At 71.6% G+C, this 15975-nt stretch carries 13 protein-coding genes; 8 read left to right on the top strand and 5 right to left on the bottom strand.

Going from position 1 to position 15975, the window contains the following annotated elements:
• The first annotated feature begins 6 nt into the window (after positions 1–6).
• The 4 genes from MK786_RS14610 to MK786_RS14595 all read left to right on the top strand — a co-directional run bounded on the left by MK786_RS14610 (position 7) and on the right by MK786_RS14595 (position 4672).
• Positions 7–1662: an amidohydrolase gene (locus MK786_RS14610; protein WP_241112966.1), complete on the top strand. Its 1656-nt coding sequence runs from the start codon at positions 7–9 to the stop codon at positions 1660–1662.
• A gap of 161 nt (positions 1663–1823) precedes the next feature.
• Positions 1824–3260 carry an FAD-binding oxidoreductase gene (locus tag MK786_RS14605; RefSeq protein ID WP_241112965.1) on the top strand — a complete coding sequence of 479 codons (1437 nt, stop codon included), beginning with the start codon at positions 1824–1826 and terminating at the stop codon, positions 3258–3260.
• Positions 3257–3598 (top strand): cupin domain-containing protein, encoded by a 342-nt coding sequence (locus tag MK786_RS14600; RefSeq protein ID WP_241112964.1) that lies wholly within the window; start codon positions 3257–3259, stop codon positions 3596–3598. The genes MK786_RS14605 and MK786_RS14600 overlap by 4 nt, the downstream gene beginning before the upstream one ends.
• A gap of 30 nt (positions 3599–3628) precedes the next feature.
• Positions 3629–4672 (top strand): zinc-dependent alcohol dehydrogenase family protein, encoded by a 1044-nt coding sequence (locus MK786_RS14595; protein ID WP_241112963.1) that lies wholly within the window; start codon positions 3629–3631, stop codon positions 4670–4672.
• A 24-nt stretch (positions 4673–4696) separates the two neighbouring features.
• Here MK786_RS14595 and MK786_RS14590 read toward each other — a convergent pair whose 3' ends face one another.
• Positions 4697–6283: a PucR family transcriptional regulator gene (locus MK786_RS14590; protein WP_241112962.1), complete on the bottom strand. Its 1587-nt coding sequence runs from the start codon at positions 6281–6283 to the stop codon at positions 4697–4699.
• 167 nt (positions 6284–6450) lie between these two features.
• Here MK786_RS14590 and MK786_RS14585 point away from each other — a divergent pair, with 167 nt between their 5' ends.
• Entirely contained in the window at positions 6451–7857 is a 1407-nt protein-coding gene (locus MK786_RS14585; protein ID WP_241112961.1) for an aspartate aminotransferase family protein, read from the top strand.
• An 18-nt stretch (positions 7858–7875) separates the two neighbouring features.
• On the opposite strand, the gene MK786_RS14580 is transcribed toward MK786_RS14585, so the two are convergent.
• Positions 7876–8694, bottom strand: a complete 819-nt coding sequence (locus MK786_RS14580) for an MOSC domain-containing protein (RefSeq protein WP_241112960.1) — start codon at positions 8692–8694, stop codon at positions 7876–7878.
• Positions 8695–9133: 439 nt separating this feature from the next.
• Between MK786_RS14580 and MK786_RS14575 the strand changes: the two genes are divergently transcribed.
• Together MK786_RS14575 and MK786_RS14570 are read left to right on the top strand one after the other, a co-directional pair.
• Complete coding sequence (locus tag MK786_RS14575) at positions 9134–9541, top strand: transferase (RefSeq protein ID WP_191767017.1); 408 nt, start codon at positions 9134–9136, stop codon at positions 9539–9541.
• Between the two features lie 125 nt (positions 9542–9666).
• On the top strand, positions 9667–10272 hold the full coding sequence (locus MK786_RS14570; protein WP_241112959.1) for a thermonuclease family protein: 606 nt from the start codon (positions 9667–9669) through the stop codon (positions 10270–10272).
• 13 nt (positions 10273–10285) lie between these two features.
• Here MK786_RS14570 and MK786_RS14565 read toward each other — a convergent pair whose 3' ends face one another.
• Positions 10286–10684, bottom strand: a complete 399-nt coding sequence (locus MK786_RS14565; RefSeq protein WP_241112958.1) for a DUF1304 domain-containing protein — start codon at positions 10682–10684, stop codon at positions 10286–10288.
• Between the two features lie 34 nt (positions 10685–10718).
• Between MK786_RS14565 and MK786_RS14560 the strand changes: the two genes are divergently transcribed.
• A complete protein-coding gene (locus MK786_RS14560) occupies positions 10719–11507 on the top strand; it encodes a LysR substrate-binding domain-containing protein (protein ID WP_241112957.1) in 789 nt (262 codons plus the stop codon).
• Between the two features lie 220 nt (positions 11508–11727).
• On the opposite strand, the gene MK786_RS14555 is transcribed toward MK786_RS14560, so the two are convergent.
• Both MK786_RS14555 and MK786_RS14550 read right to left on the bottom strand, forming a co-directional pair.
• Positions 11728–14175 carry a CHAT domain-containing protein gene (locus tag MK786_RS14555; protein WP_241112956.1) on the bottom strand — a complete coding sequence of 816 codons (2448 nt, stop codon included), beginning with the start codon at positions 14173–14175 and terminating at the stop codon, positions 11728–11730.
• A 37-nt stretch (positions 14176–14212) separates the two neighbouring features.
• Positions 14213–15928, bottom strand: coding sequence for a S8/S53 family peptidase (locus MK786_RS14550; protein ID WP_241112955.1), 1716 nt, complete (start codon positions 15926–15928; stop codon positions 14213–14215).
• Positions 15929–15975 lie beyond the last annotated feature (47 nt).

The following is a 15975-nucleotide window of genomic DNA, read 5'->3' as shown; positions in this document are numbered from 1 at the left end:
CCCGCCGTGCGGTACGCCGATCTCGTCTTCACCGGCGGTCCGGTCTTCACGGCGGACACGGTGCGCTCACGCGCCCGCACGGTCGCAGTGGCGGACGGCAGGATCATCGCTGTCGGCGGCGACGACGTCCGCGATCTGATCGGCCCTCGGACCGAGCTGGTGGACCTGCGGGGACGGATGCTGCTGCCGGGGTTCCAGGACGCCCACGTGCACCCCGTGTGGGGCGGCCTCGACATGCTGCGGTGCGACCTCTCCGAGCACGGCACGGCGGTGGAGTACCTCGACGCGATCGGCGCCTACGCGGCCGACCACCCCGACGACGAGTGGATCCTCGGCGGCGGCTGGCAGATGTCGGCCTTCCCCGGCGGAACGCCGACGGCGGCGGCACTCGACACGGTGGTGGCCGATCGCCCGGCGTTCTTCCCGAACCGCGACGGGCACGGAGCCTGGGTCAACTCGGCCGCGCTGCGCCTGGCCGGAATCGACCGCGACACGCCCGATCCCGCCGACGGACGCATCGAGCGCGACGCAGACGGCACTCCCTCGGGAACCCTGCATGAGGGCGCGATGAGCCTCGTGAACCGCCACCTGCCCGACGAGCCGCTCGAGCGGCTCACCGAGGCGCTCCTGGTCGGCCAGCGCTACCTGCACTCGTTCGGCATCACGGCGTGGCAGGACGCCATCGTCGGCTCGTACGGGGATGCCGGCGACCCGGGACCGGCGTACCTGCGGGCGGCTGCCGACGGAACGCTGACGGCACGCGTGGTGGGCGCCATCTGGTGGGACCGCACGCAGGGGCTCGAGCAGATTCCCTCCCTCCTCGAGCGTCGCGAGCGGTACCGCGGCGGGCGCTTCGCCGCGACATCCGTCAAGGTCATGCAGGACGGGGTCGCCGAGAACTTCACCGCCTCGATGCTCGAGCCGTACTGCGACGGGCACGGGCACTTCACCGACAACTCGGGCATCTCGTTCGTCGACCCCGACGTGCTGAACGAAGCCGTCCCGATCCTCGACGCCGAAGGCTTCCAGGTGCACTTCCACGCGATCGGGGACCGTGCCGTGCGGGAGTGCCTCGACGCCGTCGAACATGCGATCGGCCGCAACGGGCACGGCGACAACCGTCACCACATCGCGCACATCCAGGTCGTCCACCCCGACGACGTCCCGCGCTTCCGGCAGCTCGGCGTCGCGGCCAACATGCAGTCGCTGTGGGCCGCGCTCGAGCCGCAGATGGTCGACTTGACGCTGCCGTTCCTGGGCGAGCCACGCAGCGCGTGGCAGTACCCCTTCGGCGACCTGCTGCGCGCGGGTGCCGTGCTCGCCGCCGGCAGCGACTGGTCGGTCTCGTCGCCCGACCCGCTCGCGGCGATCCACGTCGCCGTCAACCGCCTCGCCGCCCCGGGCCATGAGGAGGGCGAGTACGAGGCCTTCCTCCCCGAGCAGGCGATCGACCTCGCCACGTCGCTGACGGCCTACACGGCCGGCTCGGCCTGGGTGAACCATCTCGACGAGACCACCGGGACCGTAGAGGCGGGCAAGTACGCCGACCTCGTCGTGCTGGACCGCGACCCCTTCGATGGTCCGGCCGAGGAGATCGGCGCGACGCGGGTGCTGCAGACATTCGTCGAGGGATCGCGCGTGTACGCCGCCCCCGACGCGTAGCGAGGCACCATCCACCATCCCAGGTGCTTCCCAGAACAGGTGATCTGACGGAAACAGGGCAAAATCGACCGATCCGTCCTGTGTTCGCCAGATCACCTGTTCTCGGCAGCCGGCAGCCCCCAAGATCGAAGCAGACAACACCGAGCAGGGAAGTGATACCCGTGGGCACGACCGTCTTCGAACGACAGCGGCCGGCAGCATCCGTCATCCGTCACAGCCTCTCCGAGACGCGTCAGGGCGTCTTCTGGCTGGACGACCTCCCCGACACCCCCGCACGCGCACGCGTGAGCGGGGAGTCTAGGGCCGACCTCGTGGTGGTCGGCGCGGGCTACACCGGTCTGTGGACCGCGCTGCAGGCGAAGCGCCGCGATCCGTCGATCCGCGTCGTCGTGGTGGAGGCCCGCACCGTGGGCTGGGCCGCTTCGGGCCGCAACGGCGGGTTCTGCGAGGCGAGCCTCACGCACGGACGCGACAACGGCCTGAGCCGCTGGCCCGACGAGATCGACCGCCTCGACGAGATGGGGCTCGAGAACCTCGACGGGATGGGCGAAGACATCGCCGCATACGGCATCGATGCGGACTGGGAGCGCGTCGGCTCGCTCGGCGTCGCCACCGAGCCGCACCAGCTCGAGTGGCTGGACGAATGGGCAGCGGATGCCGCATCCCGAGGCGAAGAGGGAGTGCTGCGTCTCAGCGAGGCCGAGGTGCAGGCATCCATCGCCTCCCCCACCTATCTCGGGGCCGTCTGGGAGCAGCGCTCGACCGCCATCGTGCACCCGGGCAAGCTCGCCGCCGGTCTCGCGCACGCCGCCGAGGAGGCGGGCGTCGAGATCTTCGAGCACTCGCCCATCCATGCCCTCGACGACGCCGGCGACAAGGTGCGGGTCGTCGCGACCCACGGCCGCATCACCGCCGGGCGCGTGGCGCTGGCGACCAACGTCTTCCCGTCGCTGCTCAAGCGCAACCGGCTCATGACCGTGCCGGTGTACGACTACGCACTCATGACCGAGCCGCTGTCGGCCGAGCAGCTCGCCGCGATCGGCTGGAACGACCGGCAGGGCATCAGCGACCTGGCGAACCAGTTCCACTATTACCGGCTCAGCCGCGACAACCGCATCCTGTTCGGCGGGTACGACGCGGTCTACCACTACGGGCGGCGCGTCCGCACGCAGTACGAAGACCGCCCCTCGTCGTTCGAGAAGCTGGCCGGCCACTTCTTCACGACGTTCCCACAGCTGGACGGCCTGCGCTTCACCCACAAGTGGGCCGGCGCGATCGACACGTCGACCCAGTTCTGCGCGTTCTACGGCACCGCGCGCGGGGGTCGCGTCGCGTACGCGGCGGGATTCACGGGCCTCGGCGTGGCAGCGACGCGCTTCGCCGCCGACGTGATGCTCGACCTGCTCGCCGGCGAGCGCACGGAGCGCACCGAGCTCGAGATGGTGCGCAAGCGCCCGCTGCCGTTCCCTCCCGAGCCCGCCGCCGCCCTGGGCATCAACGCGACCCGCTGGTCGCTCGACCGTGCCGACCACAATCGCGGCAAGCGCAATTTGCTGCTGAAGACCCTCGACGCCCTCGGACTGGGGTTCGACTCATGAGCGATTTGGATGCCGGAGCCCTCGTCTCCGCCGGCGAGGTGGAGGTTCCGCTCCTCCCCGTGCCGCCTGCGCAGGTCGTTGCGGGGTCGCCGGCCACGGGCTCGGTCGACCTGGACGAGGACATGGGCATCGGCGTGTGGGAGATGACCCCCGGCGCGATGTCCGACATCGAGATCGACGAGGTGTTCGTCGTCGTCGCCGGGTCGGCCACGGTGGAGTTCGTCGACCCGGCCCTGCCCTCGATCGAGCTCGAGACCGGCGCGATCGTGCGGCTGGAATCGGGGATGCGCACCGTCTGGACGGTGCGCGAGACCCTCCGCAAGGTGTACCTGGCTTAGCGCCCCCTCGCCCGATGCCACGATGGAGGCATGCGTGCAGTCGTCTACGACGCCTTCGGCGTCGCGCCCGAGGTTCGTGACGTGCCGAGACCGTCGGCGCCCGAAGGCGGCGTCGTCGTCGAGGTGCGCGCGACGGGGCTGTGCCGCAGCGACTGGCACGGCTGGGCGGGCCACGACGACGACATCTCGCTCCCCCACGTGCCCGGGCACGAGCTGGCGGGCATCGTCGCCGAGGTTGGCGAGGGCGTCGGGAGGTGGGCCGTCGGCGACCGTGTGACGGTGCCGTTCGTGTGCGGCTGCGGGCGCTGTGAATGGTGTCTGCGGGGCGATGCGCAGGTATGCCCCGGGCAGACGCAACCGGGCTTCACACACGACGGGTCCTTCGCCGAGTGTGTCGTGCTGCATGCCGCGGACGCGAACCTCGTGGCGATCCCCGAGTCGGTGAGCTTCGAGGCCGCCGCGGCCCTCGGGTGCCGCTTCGCCACGGCCTACCGCGGACTCGTGGGCCGGGCACGTCTGGCGGCCGGCGAGTGGGTGACGATCGTCGGCGCCGGCGGAGTCGGCCTGAGCGGAGCCATGATCGCGAAGGCGCTCGGCGCCCGCGTGATCGTCGTCGATCGACATCGAGCGGCGCTGGATGCGGCATCCGCTCTCGGCGCCGATCATGTCATCCTCGCCGACGGCGGGGACGTCGCGGCCGTCGTCCACGAGCTGAGCGACGGCGGATCCGACGTCTCCGTGGATGCCGTCGGCAGTGAGCAGACGTGCGCCGACGCGATCCACAGCCTGCGCCGACGTGGACGGCACGTGCAGATCGGCCTGCTCCCGCCCGTCGACGGCCACCCTCGCGTGCCGATGTCACGCGTCATCGGGTGGGAGCTGGACCTCCTCGGCAGCCACGGCATGGCCGCCGTCGACTACCCCGGCATGCTGGCGCTCATCGAGTCCGGCGCTCTGCACCCCGAGGCCCTCGTGGAGCGCGTCGTCGGGCTGCCGGAGGCCGCCGCTCTGCTGCCCGCGTTCGACTCCGCGACGCCAGCCGGCATGACGATGATCGACCCGCGTCGAGTGTGAGACGACTCCAAGGGTGGAGCGGGCTCAGCGGCCGGCGCTACGGCGCACCAGCAGGGCGAGGTGCAGCGCGGTCTGGGTCTCGCCGTCGTCGAGGTCGACGCCGAGCAGTTCTTCGATGAGGGCGATGCGCTGGTAGAACACCGAGCGCGACAGATGGGAAGCGGATGCCGCGGCCGTGCGGTTGCCCGGATGCGCAAGCATCGCCTCGAGCACATCGAGCAGGTCGCCGGTGCGGGTGAGGTCGTGCACGATGAGGGGCGCCAGCATGCGCTCGCCGTGCTCGAGCACGCGGTGGTCGTCGCGCAGCGCCGTCACGAGCTGCACGAGCGGGCGGTTCTCGGCCCGGCGCAGATGCGGCCCCTTGCCTGGGCGCCGTCGCCGCCCGCGGGCGAGGTCCACGGCGTCGTGCAGGGAGGCGAGAGCCGAGTCGAGGCCCTCGGCGGCGCGTCCGACCGAGAGGGTCAGGCGATCGGTGTCCGCCCCCGCCTCCACGAGCGCGGCGGCGAGCGCGAGAGCGGCGGAGTCGTCGAACACCGTGTCGGCGGGCAGTGAGAGCAGCACCGTGGTCGCCGGGGCGGGCACGCCGTCGGGGGCCGAGCCTGCGAGCGCGCGCCCGCGCAGGGCGCGGGCCGCGGCATCCGCTCGCTCTGCCGTGACCGCGGCGCCCGACACGACGATCCCGTACAGCCGCGCGCCTCGCAACGGCAGTCCGGCCGCCTCGAGTCGAGCGGCCGCACCGCCGGCGCCGGCGAACCGGCCGGCCAGCAGGCCGTCGACCAAGCGGCGTCGCCCGATGCGACCCCACTCGTCGGACTCCCCGTCGGCGAGACGGCCGACCGCGAGTGCGATGGCGCCCTGCTCCATCACGGCGGTGCGTCCGGCAGGATGGTCGGGCCCGGGAAGTGCGATCAGGGTGCCCCAGCGCACGCCGCGCGCCTCGACGGGCACGACCAGCCAGTCCTCCGCGCCCGGGGCCGCGCCCCGCTCGCGGCGCTGCTCGGCACGGCGGTGGGCCGAGCGCGAGCGCAGCTCCCACTCGGTGAAGAGCTCCTCTTCGAGAGCGAGCGGCACCTCGGCGGCGACCACCTCGTGCCCACGGTTCTCGAGGACCACCGGGGCGCCGAGGGTCTGGGCGAGCTGATGCACGATGAAGTCGGCGGGCGACCCGCGCAGCACGAGTGCGGTGAAGCGCTCGCGCACCTCATCGCGCGAGCGCAGCGCGTCGCTCTGACCCGTGATGATGCGGCCGTGGACGGCCTCGGTGATCGTGATGAACTTCAGTTCGCGGTGCAGGACGATGAGCGCCAGGTTCCGCTCCCGGGCCGCTTCGACCACCACGGCGGGCACGTACCGGTAGTGGGTGCCGAGCTCGAGGATCAGCCCCGAGAGCCCCGCGTCGTCGAGCCCGCCGATGAACCGGCGGAGGTCGGCAGGGTCCGCCGGCCACGACGACCCCGTCGACAGCAGGAGCTCGCCGCCGTCGAGCAGCGGGGCGACGCCGGCACTGTCCGACACGTGCAGCCAGCGCACGCGGGCATCGAGCGCATCGTCGCCGACGAGCACCTCGGGGACACCCTGTGCGACGGCGTCGAGGGCGATCACCTCGCGCACGGTCGGAAGGGTTTCAAGCGCGGATCCTGCGACCAGACGATCCGTACGGATCGGTTGATCTTCGCGACGGTCGGGCACCGTTGCACCAACTTCTGCTCTGACAAACTGGGCCGACCCAGCCTAATCCATCTCCGGTCGATCTGTCCGGAGACGACCCGGGAGCCGCCATGACCGACACGCTCTCCCGCGCCGCGACCTACACCGACGGCGACGGCGCCACCCATCCCCTGCCCGATCACGAAGCCGACGCCCGCGTCCGCGCCGACGATCGCGGACACGTCTTCCATTCGTGGAGCGCACAGGCGGTGATCGATCCGCTTCCGATCGCCGCCGGCGACGGCTCGACGTTCTGGGACTACGAGGGCAACGCCTTCCTCGACTTCAGCTCCCAGCTGGTGAACCTCAACCTCGGGCACCAGCATCCCGACCTCGTCGACGCCATCCAGCGGCAGGCCGGGCGGCTCGCCACGATCCAGCCGTCGATGGCGAACGACGTCCGCGGCGAGCTCGCACGGCGCATCGCCGGGGTCGCGCCCGACGGCATGGACAAGGTGTTCTTCACCAACGGCGGCGCCGACGCCAACGAGAACGCCGTGCGCATGGCGCGACTCGTCACCGGCCGTCGCAAGGTGCTGTCGATGTACCGCAGCTACCACGGCAACACATCGACGGCGATCGCGCTCACGGGTGACCCGCGACGGTGGCCGAACGAGCCCGCCGACGGCTCGGTCGCCAAGTTCTTCGGCCCGTATCCATACCGCTCGGCGTTCCATTCCGCGACGCCCGAGGAGGAGACGCAGCGCGCACTCGAGCACCTCGAGCAGACGATCGTGCTCGAGGGCGCGTCGACGATCGCGGCGATCGTCATCGAGACGATCGTGGGCACCAACGGCGTGCTGGTACCGCCGCCGGGCTACCTCGCCGGGGTCCGCGAGCTGTGCGACCGGTTCGGCATCGTGTACATCGCCGACGAGGTGATGGTCGGATTCGGCCGCGTCGGCGAATGGTTCGCATTCCAGGCTTTCGATGTGGTGCCCGACCTCATCACGTTCGCAAAGGGAGTGAACTCGGGCTATGTGCCGCTCGGCGGCGTGGTGATCTCGGACCGCATCGCCGCGCACTTCGACACGATGGCGTTCCCGGGTGGGCTCACCTACTCCGGGCACCCGCTCGCCTGTGCAGCCGGCGTCGCGACGTTCGAGGTCTTCGAGCGCGACTGCATCCTCGAGCGCGTCCGCGACCTCGGAGCGCGCGTCGTCGAGCCGCGGCTGCGCGACATCGCGGCACGCCACCCCTCCGTCGGGGACGTGCGCGGCCTGGGCCTCTTCTGGGCCATCGAGCTCGTGCGCGACCGCGAGAGCCGCGAGCCCCTCGTGCCGTTCAATGCGAGTGGTGCGGATGCTGCGCCCGTCGCCGCCGTCGTGGCAGCGTGCAAGCGCGACGGCGTCTGGCCGTTCACGCACTTCAACCGCGTGCACGTCGCACCGCCGCTCGTCATCGCTGAGGACGAGCTCGTGCGCGGTCTGGACGTGATCGACCGCGCCCTCACCCACGCGGACGAGCACACGCGCTGACGCAGCGCGTTCGAGCGCTCAGCCGGCGACGACGGCGTCGCCCACGCGGATCACCGCCGGCGACGCGGAGGACGCCAGGTCGGGGACGAGCCACACCCCGAACCACGTCTTGCCGTCCCAGCGTCGGTGCTTCGCGAGCGTGCGGATCGGCTCCTTGCCGCGCGCGAGCGTGTCGGGATCGATCGTCGTCATCACGCAGCGATCGCACACGCCGTTCACGCGGAACCGCACGTCGCCGAGCTGCACGAACGGCCAGGAGTCCTCGGCGAAGGGCGACGCCGGGTCTCCGTCGACGACGACGTTCGGACGGAAACGCACGATGTCGAGCTCCGGCGTCCCGTCGTCGGTCCACCGGTTCAGCTGCGCCGTCGACGACTCGCTGGCGAGGAGCAGCGGCCCCACGTCCGCGAGGGACACGCGGTCGTCGGGGTGTCCGCCGTGCGCGGGGTTCACGGACCGCACTCGGGGGTCGGGCTGCCACACGAGCCTCACCGGGCGGTGGAGGCGGTCACTCAGCCAGGCGTCGGCCGCGGCATCCGCCGGCAATGCCGAACCCTGACGCGAGTGGCCCACTCGGATCGGAGCGGCGCCCACGGGCTCGGGCACGCGCAGCTCGCTCCCGTGACGCCCGTCCGACAGCACCAGCGCAGCGTCGTCGAGGGTCGCGGACAGGCCGAGCATGCCGTTCGCCTCGCGCGCGGTGACCGGCTCGCCGTCGGGGTCGACGACCGCCCAGCGCCGGTCGCCCTCCAGGCCCCACGGCAGCACGCCGGCGGCGTCGACGTCGAGTCCGGAGAACGACTTGACGGGATAGAGGCGGATGCGGGTCACCTGCATCGAAGAACGCTATCGCGCACTCGGCGCCGTCCGTTCGGCTCCGTCGATCCGACGACGGGATGTGGCGCGGGAGCCGGGCGTGTTCAGCCAGCTGAGCACGGTGAGCATGAGCAGTTCAGCCCGCGACGCCTGGCTCAGGACCGTCCAGGTGTGCGCGTCGTGCGGATCGGCGATCATCGCTCCCTCTCCCTTCTGGGACCCCGTCTCGGTCCCACCAAGAAAGAGGCGCTCGGGCAGCCTCACGTACATTCCTCGCCGCCGCCCTCACGGGCATGGAAAAAGCAAGAGGGAGGCGGATGCCGCGCGAATGAGATGGAATCCGATGCGGGCAGCGTGACGAACTACTGGTGCATCCGGGGGAACGGATGCACGGGAATGAATAGACGAGGTTCGTCGTTATTTCTGTACTCAGCACGATTCGGTGCTGCAGGAGGGGACTGTGGGCAAGAACTACATCGACATCGAGAACGACCGGGGCGAGACGCTGCGCTACCGCAAGCACGTCAACGGTCGCGGCCTCATCGCGCACGGCGCCAAGGTGCACCCGAGCGCCATCGTCGAAGCGGGGGCGTATGTCGAGCCGGGGGTTCAGATCGCCGCGGGCGCACACGTCGGCCGCGGCGCCTGGGTCGAGTCGGACGCCGTGATCGGTCCCGACGCCGACATCGCACCCCACGCCCACATCGGACCCCGCGCCGCGATCGGTGCCGGAGCGAAGATCGGCGTGCGCACCCACGTCGGCAGCGAGGCGCGTGTGGCTGTCGGATCGCTCATCGGCGACGACGAGACCATCGCCGACGGCGAGCGCGTGGCGACCGATCAGCGGGGCCTCCGCCTCGCGGCCTGACACCCGCCGACGAGCGGCCAGTCCCGGCGGGTTGACCGCAGGGCCGGCCCGCCACGATCGGAAACTCGGAGGGTGACCGCGCTCCGAGGCGCCCGCGCGCCTGGGGGCGCGCTATCGTGGCGCGCATGAAGGGGTTCGTCACGGCGGTCGCCGTCGTGCTCGGATCGGTCCTGGTCCTCGCGATCGGCGTGGGTCTCGCCGTGTGGGTGCTCCTGAGCGTCGGCGCATTCGACGCACCCGCCGAGTCCGCGAACTCTTCCAGCACGGAAGCCCCTGTCGCCGACGGCATCCCGTCCCGCCCCGCCGGGGCCTTTCCGCTGATCGTGCGGTACGTCTTCGACGGCGACACCATCGAGGCGCAGGCGCAGCAGCCCAACGACATCGTCACGACCACGGAGCCGGTGCGCATCCGGCTGATCGGCATCGACACCCCCGAGGGCACGCCCACGCCGGAGTGCTGGGCCGACGAGGCCCGCTCCCACCTGGGCGAGCTGCTGCCCGAAGGCGCGACGGTGTGGGCGGCACCCGACACCGAGACGTCGGACCGCTACGGCCGCTACCTCTTCAACCTCTGGTCGGACGACGGCCGCTTCATCAATCACGAGCTCGTCGCCGCCGGGGATGCCGAGGCGATCCGCATCGGGTCGAACGACGAGTTCTACGACCTCCTGGCCGACGCTCAGATCCAGGCACAGGCATCCGGGGCCGGCAGGTGGGCCGCGTGCGGCTGATTCTGCGGTCGGCTCAGGCGAACAGGAACAGCACGAAGCCGATGAGCGGCAGCGTGCCCTGTGTGAGCGCGGCGCGCAGGTACTTCATGCCGGTCGTGAGCAGGACGAGTGATGCCGAGACCATCGAACCGAGACTGAACAGCACCAGCGCAAGCCCGGCCGCCCGCAGCGCAGAGTCGTCCGCGCCCGACAGGAACAGCACGAGCCCGATGGCTGTGCCGACGGCGAGGAACAGGTTGTAGAAGCCCTGGTTGTAGGCCATCGGCTTGGTGATCTCGGCAGCGGCCTGGTCGGCGACGCCGAACCGCTTCCAGATCTTCGGCTGCGTCCACTGCACGCTCTCCATCACGAAGATGTACACATGCAGCAGGGCGGCCAGCGCGGCGAAGACCGTGGCGATGATCGCGATCATGACCGAACGATAGCGCCCGGCTACGCTGAAGCCCATGGCACGCAGCGGGAAGTCGCACGCGCGACCGGGGAAGTCTGGGCGGGATGCCTCGTCCCGCCGCAGCGGAAAGGGCGGCAAGCCCGCGGCCTCCGTTGTCGGGGCCGGCACTTCCGGCGGCAAGGGCGGGCGTTCCCCGCGCCGGCCGCCGGCTTCTGCGGCACCGCCCGAGGCCCCCGCTGCGCCGGAGATCGCCGGCCCTTTCCGGCTGGGCGCGATCCCCGGCGCCACCCCCGGGAAGTGGATCTCGGCCTGGCGTGACCGCGTGCCCGGCGTCCAGCTCGAGCTTCTGCCGCTCGAGGTCGCGGATCAGCGCCGCGCCCTCGTCGACGGCGAGGTCGACGCCGCGCTCGTGCGCCTGCCGATCGATCGCGACGACCTGCACGTCATCCCGCTCTACGACGAGGTGCCGGTCGTCGTGATGGCCGCGGAGTCTCACCTGACTGCGGCCGACGACCTGGGCACCGACGACCTGGCCGGCGAGATCGTCATCGCGGCACGCGACGATGTGCTCGGCGTCCGGATTCCCGACGCCGTGGCACCGACCTTCACGCCGCCCGCCGACACCGCCGAGGCGATCGCGACGGTCGCCGCCGGCGTGGGGATCGTCGTCGTGCCGATGTCGCTCGCGCGGCTCCACCATCGCAAGGACGTCGAGCACCGCCCGCTGCGGGACGGTCCGGTCTCGACCGTGGCGGTGGCCTGGGTCGCCGAGCGCACCACTCCCGCCGTCGAGACCTTCGTGGGCATCGTCCGGGGGCGAACCGCGAACTCGTCGCGCGGCTGAGCAGGCATGAGGTCGGGGGATGTCGCCGACCTGGGTCTCTGCGACATCCCCCGCCCGGTTCTGCTCAATGGCCGCGTGTCCCCAGACGCTCTCCCCAAGAGACGGCCACCCGCTCCCAGCGGCGACACCCCCAGATGCCGTCGCGCGTGAGCAGTTCCATTGATCTAGAGCGTGCCCCTGTCCCGCTGATACACGGCCGGAAGGAATTTCTTCGAGATCTTCAGAATCCGGCGCCGTGCACCTGGAACGGCGCCACGATCCCCGTGTGCGCGGCGGCTGCCGCGAGCGCCTCCGAAGGCGGCTGTCCGCCCGCCAGCCCCTCGTGCATCGCGCCGAGCAGTTCGCACGCGGCGTCGTCGGCGACGATCACGGGGGCGGCGACGACGCTCTGCGTTCCGGCGTGCAGCCAGATGCGGGTCATGCCGATCGCCTCCTCCCCCCAGCGCACCGATGAGCGCCCGACCTCGCACGCCGAGAGGACGACGGTCTCGGGAACCTCCGGCATGAGGTCGATGTCGTAGCCGAACAGCGTGCCGTCCGCCAGCTCGAGTCCCGAGAACAGCGGGTTGTCGACGGTGTGACGGCCATGGGCGGCCACATGGAGCACGTCGACACGGGCCGCCAGCGCGGTGACGTGATCGACGGACGCCTCGCCCGCGCGCAGTACCGTGCTCTCGCGCCACACGGCCGCGGCGGCCGCGACCTCCTCCTCGCCACGCGCGACCCGCGGTCCGACAGCGAAGCCCGCACGGCGGCGCGGTCGGGCGCCGTCTCGCATCCGCACCCACCGGGATGCCGAGGATGCCATCGTGAACGCGTGGCCGCGCATCGCGGGCAGCATCGCCCATGGGATGCCGCCGAGGATGCCGGGGATGGTGATCACGAGCCTGCGGCGGCCGGCGCGCTTGACCGCATCCGCCAGGAGGATGTTCGACAGCGCCTCCAGGCGCGAGTCGAGGGATCGTCGCACGACCGCAGCCATCGGCCCGCTGCGCACAGAGGCCGCCATGTCGAGATCGGCGCGCAGCCCGCCGAGGAGCAGGTCCGAATCCCATTGCCGGATGGGCACGACGTGGTCGCCATCGGAGGTCACCACAAGGGCGACCAGGGCGGTCCGCGCGTAGACGTAGGCGATGTGGGCGGTATCGGGCGGAAGGGCGCTGCGCAGCTCTTCGAGCGTGATCGGACGATCGACCTGGATCGCCCCTGTGGCCGACCACTGCCGCTCGCGTGCGCGCTCGCGGAGCGCAGCCGCACGAGGCTGCGACAGCCACTCCTCGCCGGGGTCGTCTGCGCGGATCATGCGCAGTTCGGCGAGCTCCTCCGCGAGTCGGGCGTCGGGCGGAGGTCGCAGGGGTGTGACCTGCTGGCTGAGGTGGCGCGCGCGCTCCGACCACTCGAAGAGGACGTCCGGGCGGCCGGACTCGACGGCCGAGCCGAGTCCGGCGAAGATGAGGCCGGTCGCGTGCATGCCGAACGACGTCTGCAGGTCGAGGCTGCCGAATGCGTGCTGCCACTCGGTCAGCATGTCGAGGCCGTTCGCGGCGTGCCGGCGCACGAGGGCGGGCCTGCCCGCTGCGCGGGCACGTGCGGCGCGTGCCTGATGGGCGAGGAGGCGCACCTCCATCGACGCGGAGGCCACCGGCCGAATGGGGCGCGTCGACGGCTGGCCCCGCTCGGCGAGAGCGAGGTCGTAGGCCAGGCGCAGCGCCGCCGCCTCGTTCAGGAAGCGGTTGCGCTGGAGCGCCGCGACGACATCGGCGACCTCCCCCGCCGACGGACGCTCGACGGAGGCCGGCAGCTCCGGCGCGAGCAGCGCGCGCAGCCTGATGCCCTCGGCGCGCACACGCCACGCCTCATTCCCGAAGGCCTCGAAGCCGGCGGAGGCGGCAGCGGCCGCGGTGCCGGCGCGCTCGGGCGCATGGTTCAGGAGCGACCGCGCCAGGTTGAGCTCGGCCATCGCGCGATCCAGCGGCATCCCCAGCTCGCCGAACGTCGCCGCGACACGCTCGAGGATCGCCTCCGCCTCGGACGTCTGGCCCGCATCGCGAAGCACCTCGGCGCGATCCAGGTCGCCGACCGCGGCGCCGACCGCGGTGTCGCCGGCGAGCGGCGCCGCGGCGACCATGGCCTGCAGTGCGCCGACCAGGTCGCCCGAGAGCATCGCGACGTAGCCGAGGTTGTGGCGCGCCTGAGCCTCGGCAACCGGCATGCCGGCCGCGGCATATGCTGCGACCGCGCAGCGCAGGTCATCCTCGGCATCGTCCAGGCGGCGGTGCTGCATCCGCACCAGGCTGCGGTTGACCCGCGTGTTCGCCTCGGCGACCGGGTCGTCGGCGAGCGCCTCGATCGCGCGCGTGAGCCAGCGCTCCGCGTCGGCGAGGCGACCGGCCTCCTCTGCCAGGGCTCCGAGCTGGCCGGCGAGGATCGCGACGGTGTGGTCGCTGAGACCCGGCTCGGCGATCGCGTCGCCGCAGATGCGTTCGGCGTCGGCGACGTGCCCGGTCCGCGCGAGCACGTACGCCCGCGTGCCGGCGATGCGAGCCCGGAGGTTGACATCGCCGGCGTCGCTCTCGGCCCGGTCGAGCACCTGAGCGGCCTCGTCGTAGCGACCGCGGTTGACGAGGTCCACCGCCTCACTGTGCAGAGCGTCGGCCGAACGGGTCATCCCCCTATCTTGGCGGGAACAGCGCCCGTCTTGGCGGCTAGAGCTTCGGCGTGAACTCCAGCTTCTTCGCCTCCTCGCGCAGGAGCTTCTTGATCTCGTTCTCGCTGGGAGCCCTCGCCGCGCTCGCCGTCGCCGTGCTCGCCGTCGCCTTCGGTTCCATCAGGGCGGGGGCGATCGCCTGGGCGAGCTTGCCCGCGATGTACGGCGCGGCGAACGACGTGCCGCTCCAGATCGCGAACCCGCCGCGCCAGTCGTCGGGGTCGAGGCTCTGCCTCGGCAGCGGCTGGGCGACGCCCGGCAGGTCGTAGAGATCATCGCGCGTGCCCGCCTGGATGCCGCCGAGGAATCCGGGTGACGTGCTGAAGACGGACACACCGGGCGCGTAGGTCTTGACCCAGTCGCCGACATTGCTGAAGAGCGCGATCGTCTGGCTGTTCGGATTGAGCGCGCCGACCGACACGTGGGGCGCTGCGTTCGCGAGCGCGGCGGCGTCGTCCCGCTTCGCCGGGAACTGCCACAGCGCCGCCGGGAACGCAGGGCGCTCGGTGGAGTCGTTGCCGGCCGAGCACACGACCGCGCAGCCCAGCATGCGCGCCTCCTCCAGCAGCTCCCCGAGCGTGGCGTCGAACAGCTCGTCGTCGGGGGTCTCGTGGTAGTAGCCCAGCGAGATGTTCATGACGTCGACCTTCTGGCCGGCGCGCATCGCGTCGACCAGCCGCCGCACCGCCTCGAGGAACTCCCCCTCGAGCACGGTGCCCTGGCTGTTCGCCACGCGCACGGCGATGATGTCCGCGTCGGGGCAGACCTGGCGCACGATGCCCGCGACGAACGTGCCGTGTCCGGCCGCCTCGTCGAGGAACCCGTCGAGCGGACCGGACTGATCGGGGTAGACCTCGGGGTTCGTGTTCGGGTCGTGGTCGCCGATGGGGCCCTTGGGCGACATCGGATCGCGGGTCACGATCGGATCGTCGAGCCAGGGGTGGTCGCCGCACCCGGTGTCGAAGACGGCGACGACGGGTCGGCGCCCCGAGTAGTCGGCGTCGTCCGTGCGCACGGGCTTCGGCCCGATGTAGGTGATGATCTCGCGGCCGCCGCTTCCCGGCTCGGCGTAGGCGTCCGGGCCGGGGGCGTTGGTGCGGCCGTACGGGTTCGTCCGACCGTAGGGGTTGGTGCGACCGTACGGGTTCGTCCGACCGTAGGGATTGGTGCGGCCGTTCGCCCCCAGCGCGAGCACGTGGTCGAGCCCGACCCCGCGGGAGAGCTTCCTGCTGTCCCGCTCGGTGCGCGATGCGTCGTCGGCTCGGGGGAACTTCTGCCGCGCCGCCTTCAGCAGCCGCCACGCGTCGACGGGCGGCACGGGCTGGTCATCGACGTCGACCTTGGGATCCTGCGAGATGTCGGCCCGGTAGAGCGGTGGAGTGCGGCGTTCGATGCGGTCGGCGCGCGCCTCTTCCTCGGCTGCTGCGAGATCCAGCTCGCTCTCCTGCTCGCCTTCTGCGGGTCGGGTGAGCGGACGGATTCTCACCGACCAGCCGAAGGCGCGGGCGGACTCGCTCAGATCGGTCTGGATGCGCTGCAGGTCCTCGCCGGCGCTCACGAGGAGATGGGTGGGTGCGTATTCGGTCGGGTAGGCGGGAACGCCGGGTTCGGGTTCGACGGCCGGGTCGAGCACGACACCGAGAGGCTTCGTCGCCTCGTATCGTGAGCGCCACGTCTCGTTCGGCGGTCGCCGGGGCGGATTCTCGTCAGCCATGGATCTCCTCGATCATCGGGCGGAGCGCGGCCCCCGGCCGCAGCATC

The sequence above is a fragment of the Microbacterium sp. CFH 31415 genome (genome assembly GCF_022538185.1).
In the GTDB taxonomy this organism is placed as follows: Bacteria; Actinomycetota; Actinomycetes; order Actinomycetales; family Microbacteriaceae; genus Microbacterium.
This window is presented reverse-complemented; position numbering and strand designations above follow the sequence as displayed.

Bases quoted from the DNA above. Each gene is read 5' to 3' on its own strand.
- MK786_RS14555 (WP_241112956.1), bottom strand. From the start codon at position 14,175: ATGACCCGTTCGGCCGACGCTCTGCACAGTGAGGCGGTGGACCTCGTC.
- MK786_RS14580 (WP_241112960.1), bottom strand. From the start codon at position 8,694: ATGCAGGTGACCCGCATCCGCCTCTATCCCGTCAAGTCGTTCTCCGGA.
- MK786_RS14570 (WP_241112959.1), top strand. From the start codon at position 9,667: ATGAAGGGGTTCGTCACGGCGGTCGCCGTCGTGCTCGGATCGGTCCTG.
- MK786_RS14550 (WP_241112955.1), bottom strand. From the start codon at position 15,928: ATGGCTGACGAGAATCCGCCCCGGCGACCGCCGAACGAGACGTGGCGC.
- MK786_RS14585 (WP_241112961.1), top strand. From the start codon at position 6,451: ATGACCGACACGCTCTCCCGCGCCGCGACCTACACCGACGGCGACGGC.
- MK786_RS14600 (WP_241112964.1), top strand. From the start codon at position 3,257: ATGAGCGATTTGGATGCCGGAGCCCTCGTCTCCGCCGGCGAGGTGGAG.
- MK786_RS14595 (WP_241112963.1), top strand. From the start codon at position 3,629: ATGCGTGCAGTCGTCTACGACGCCTTCGGCGTCGCGCCCGAGGTTCGT.
- MK786_RS14560 (WP_241112957.1), top strand. From the start codon at position 10,719: ATGGCACGCAGCGGGAAGTCGCACGCGCGACCGGGGAAGTCTGGGCGG.
- MK786_RS14565 (WP_241112958.1), bottom strand. From the start codon at position 10,684: ATGATCGCGATCATCGCCACGGTCTTCGCCGCGCTGGCCGCCCTGCTG.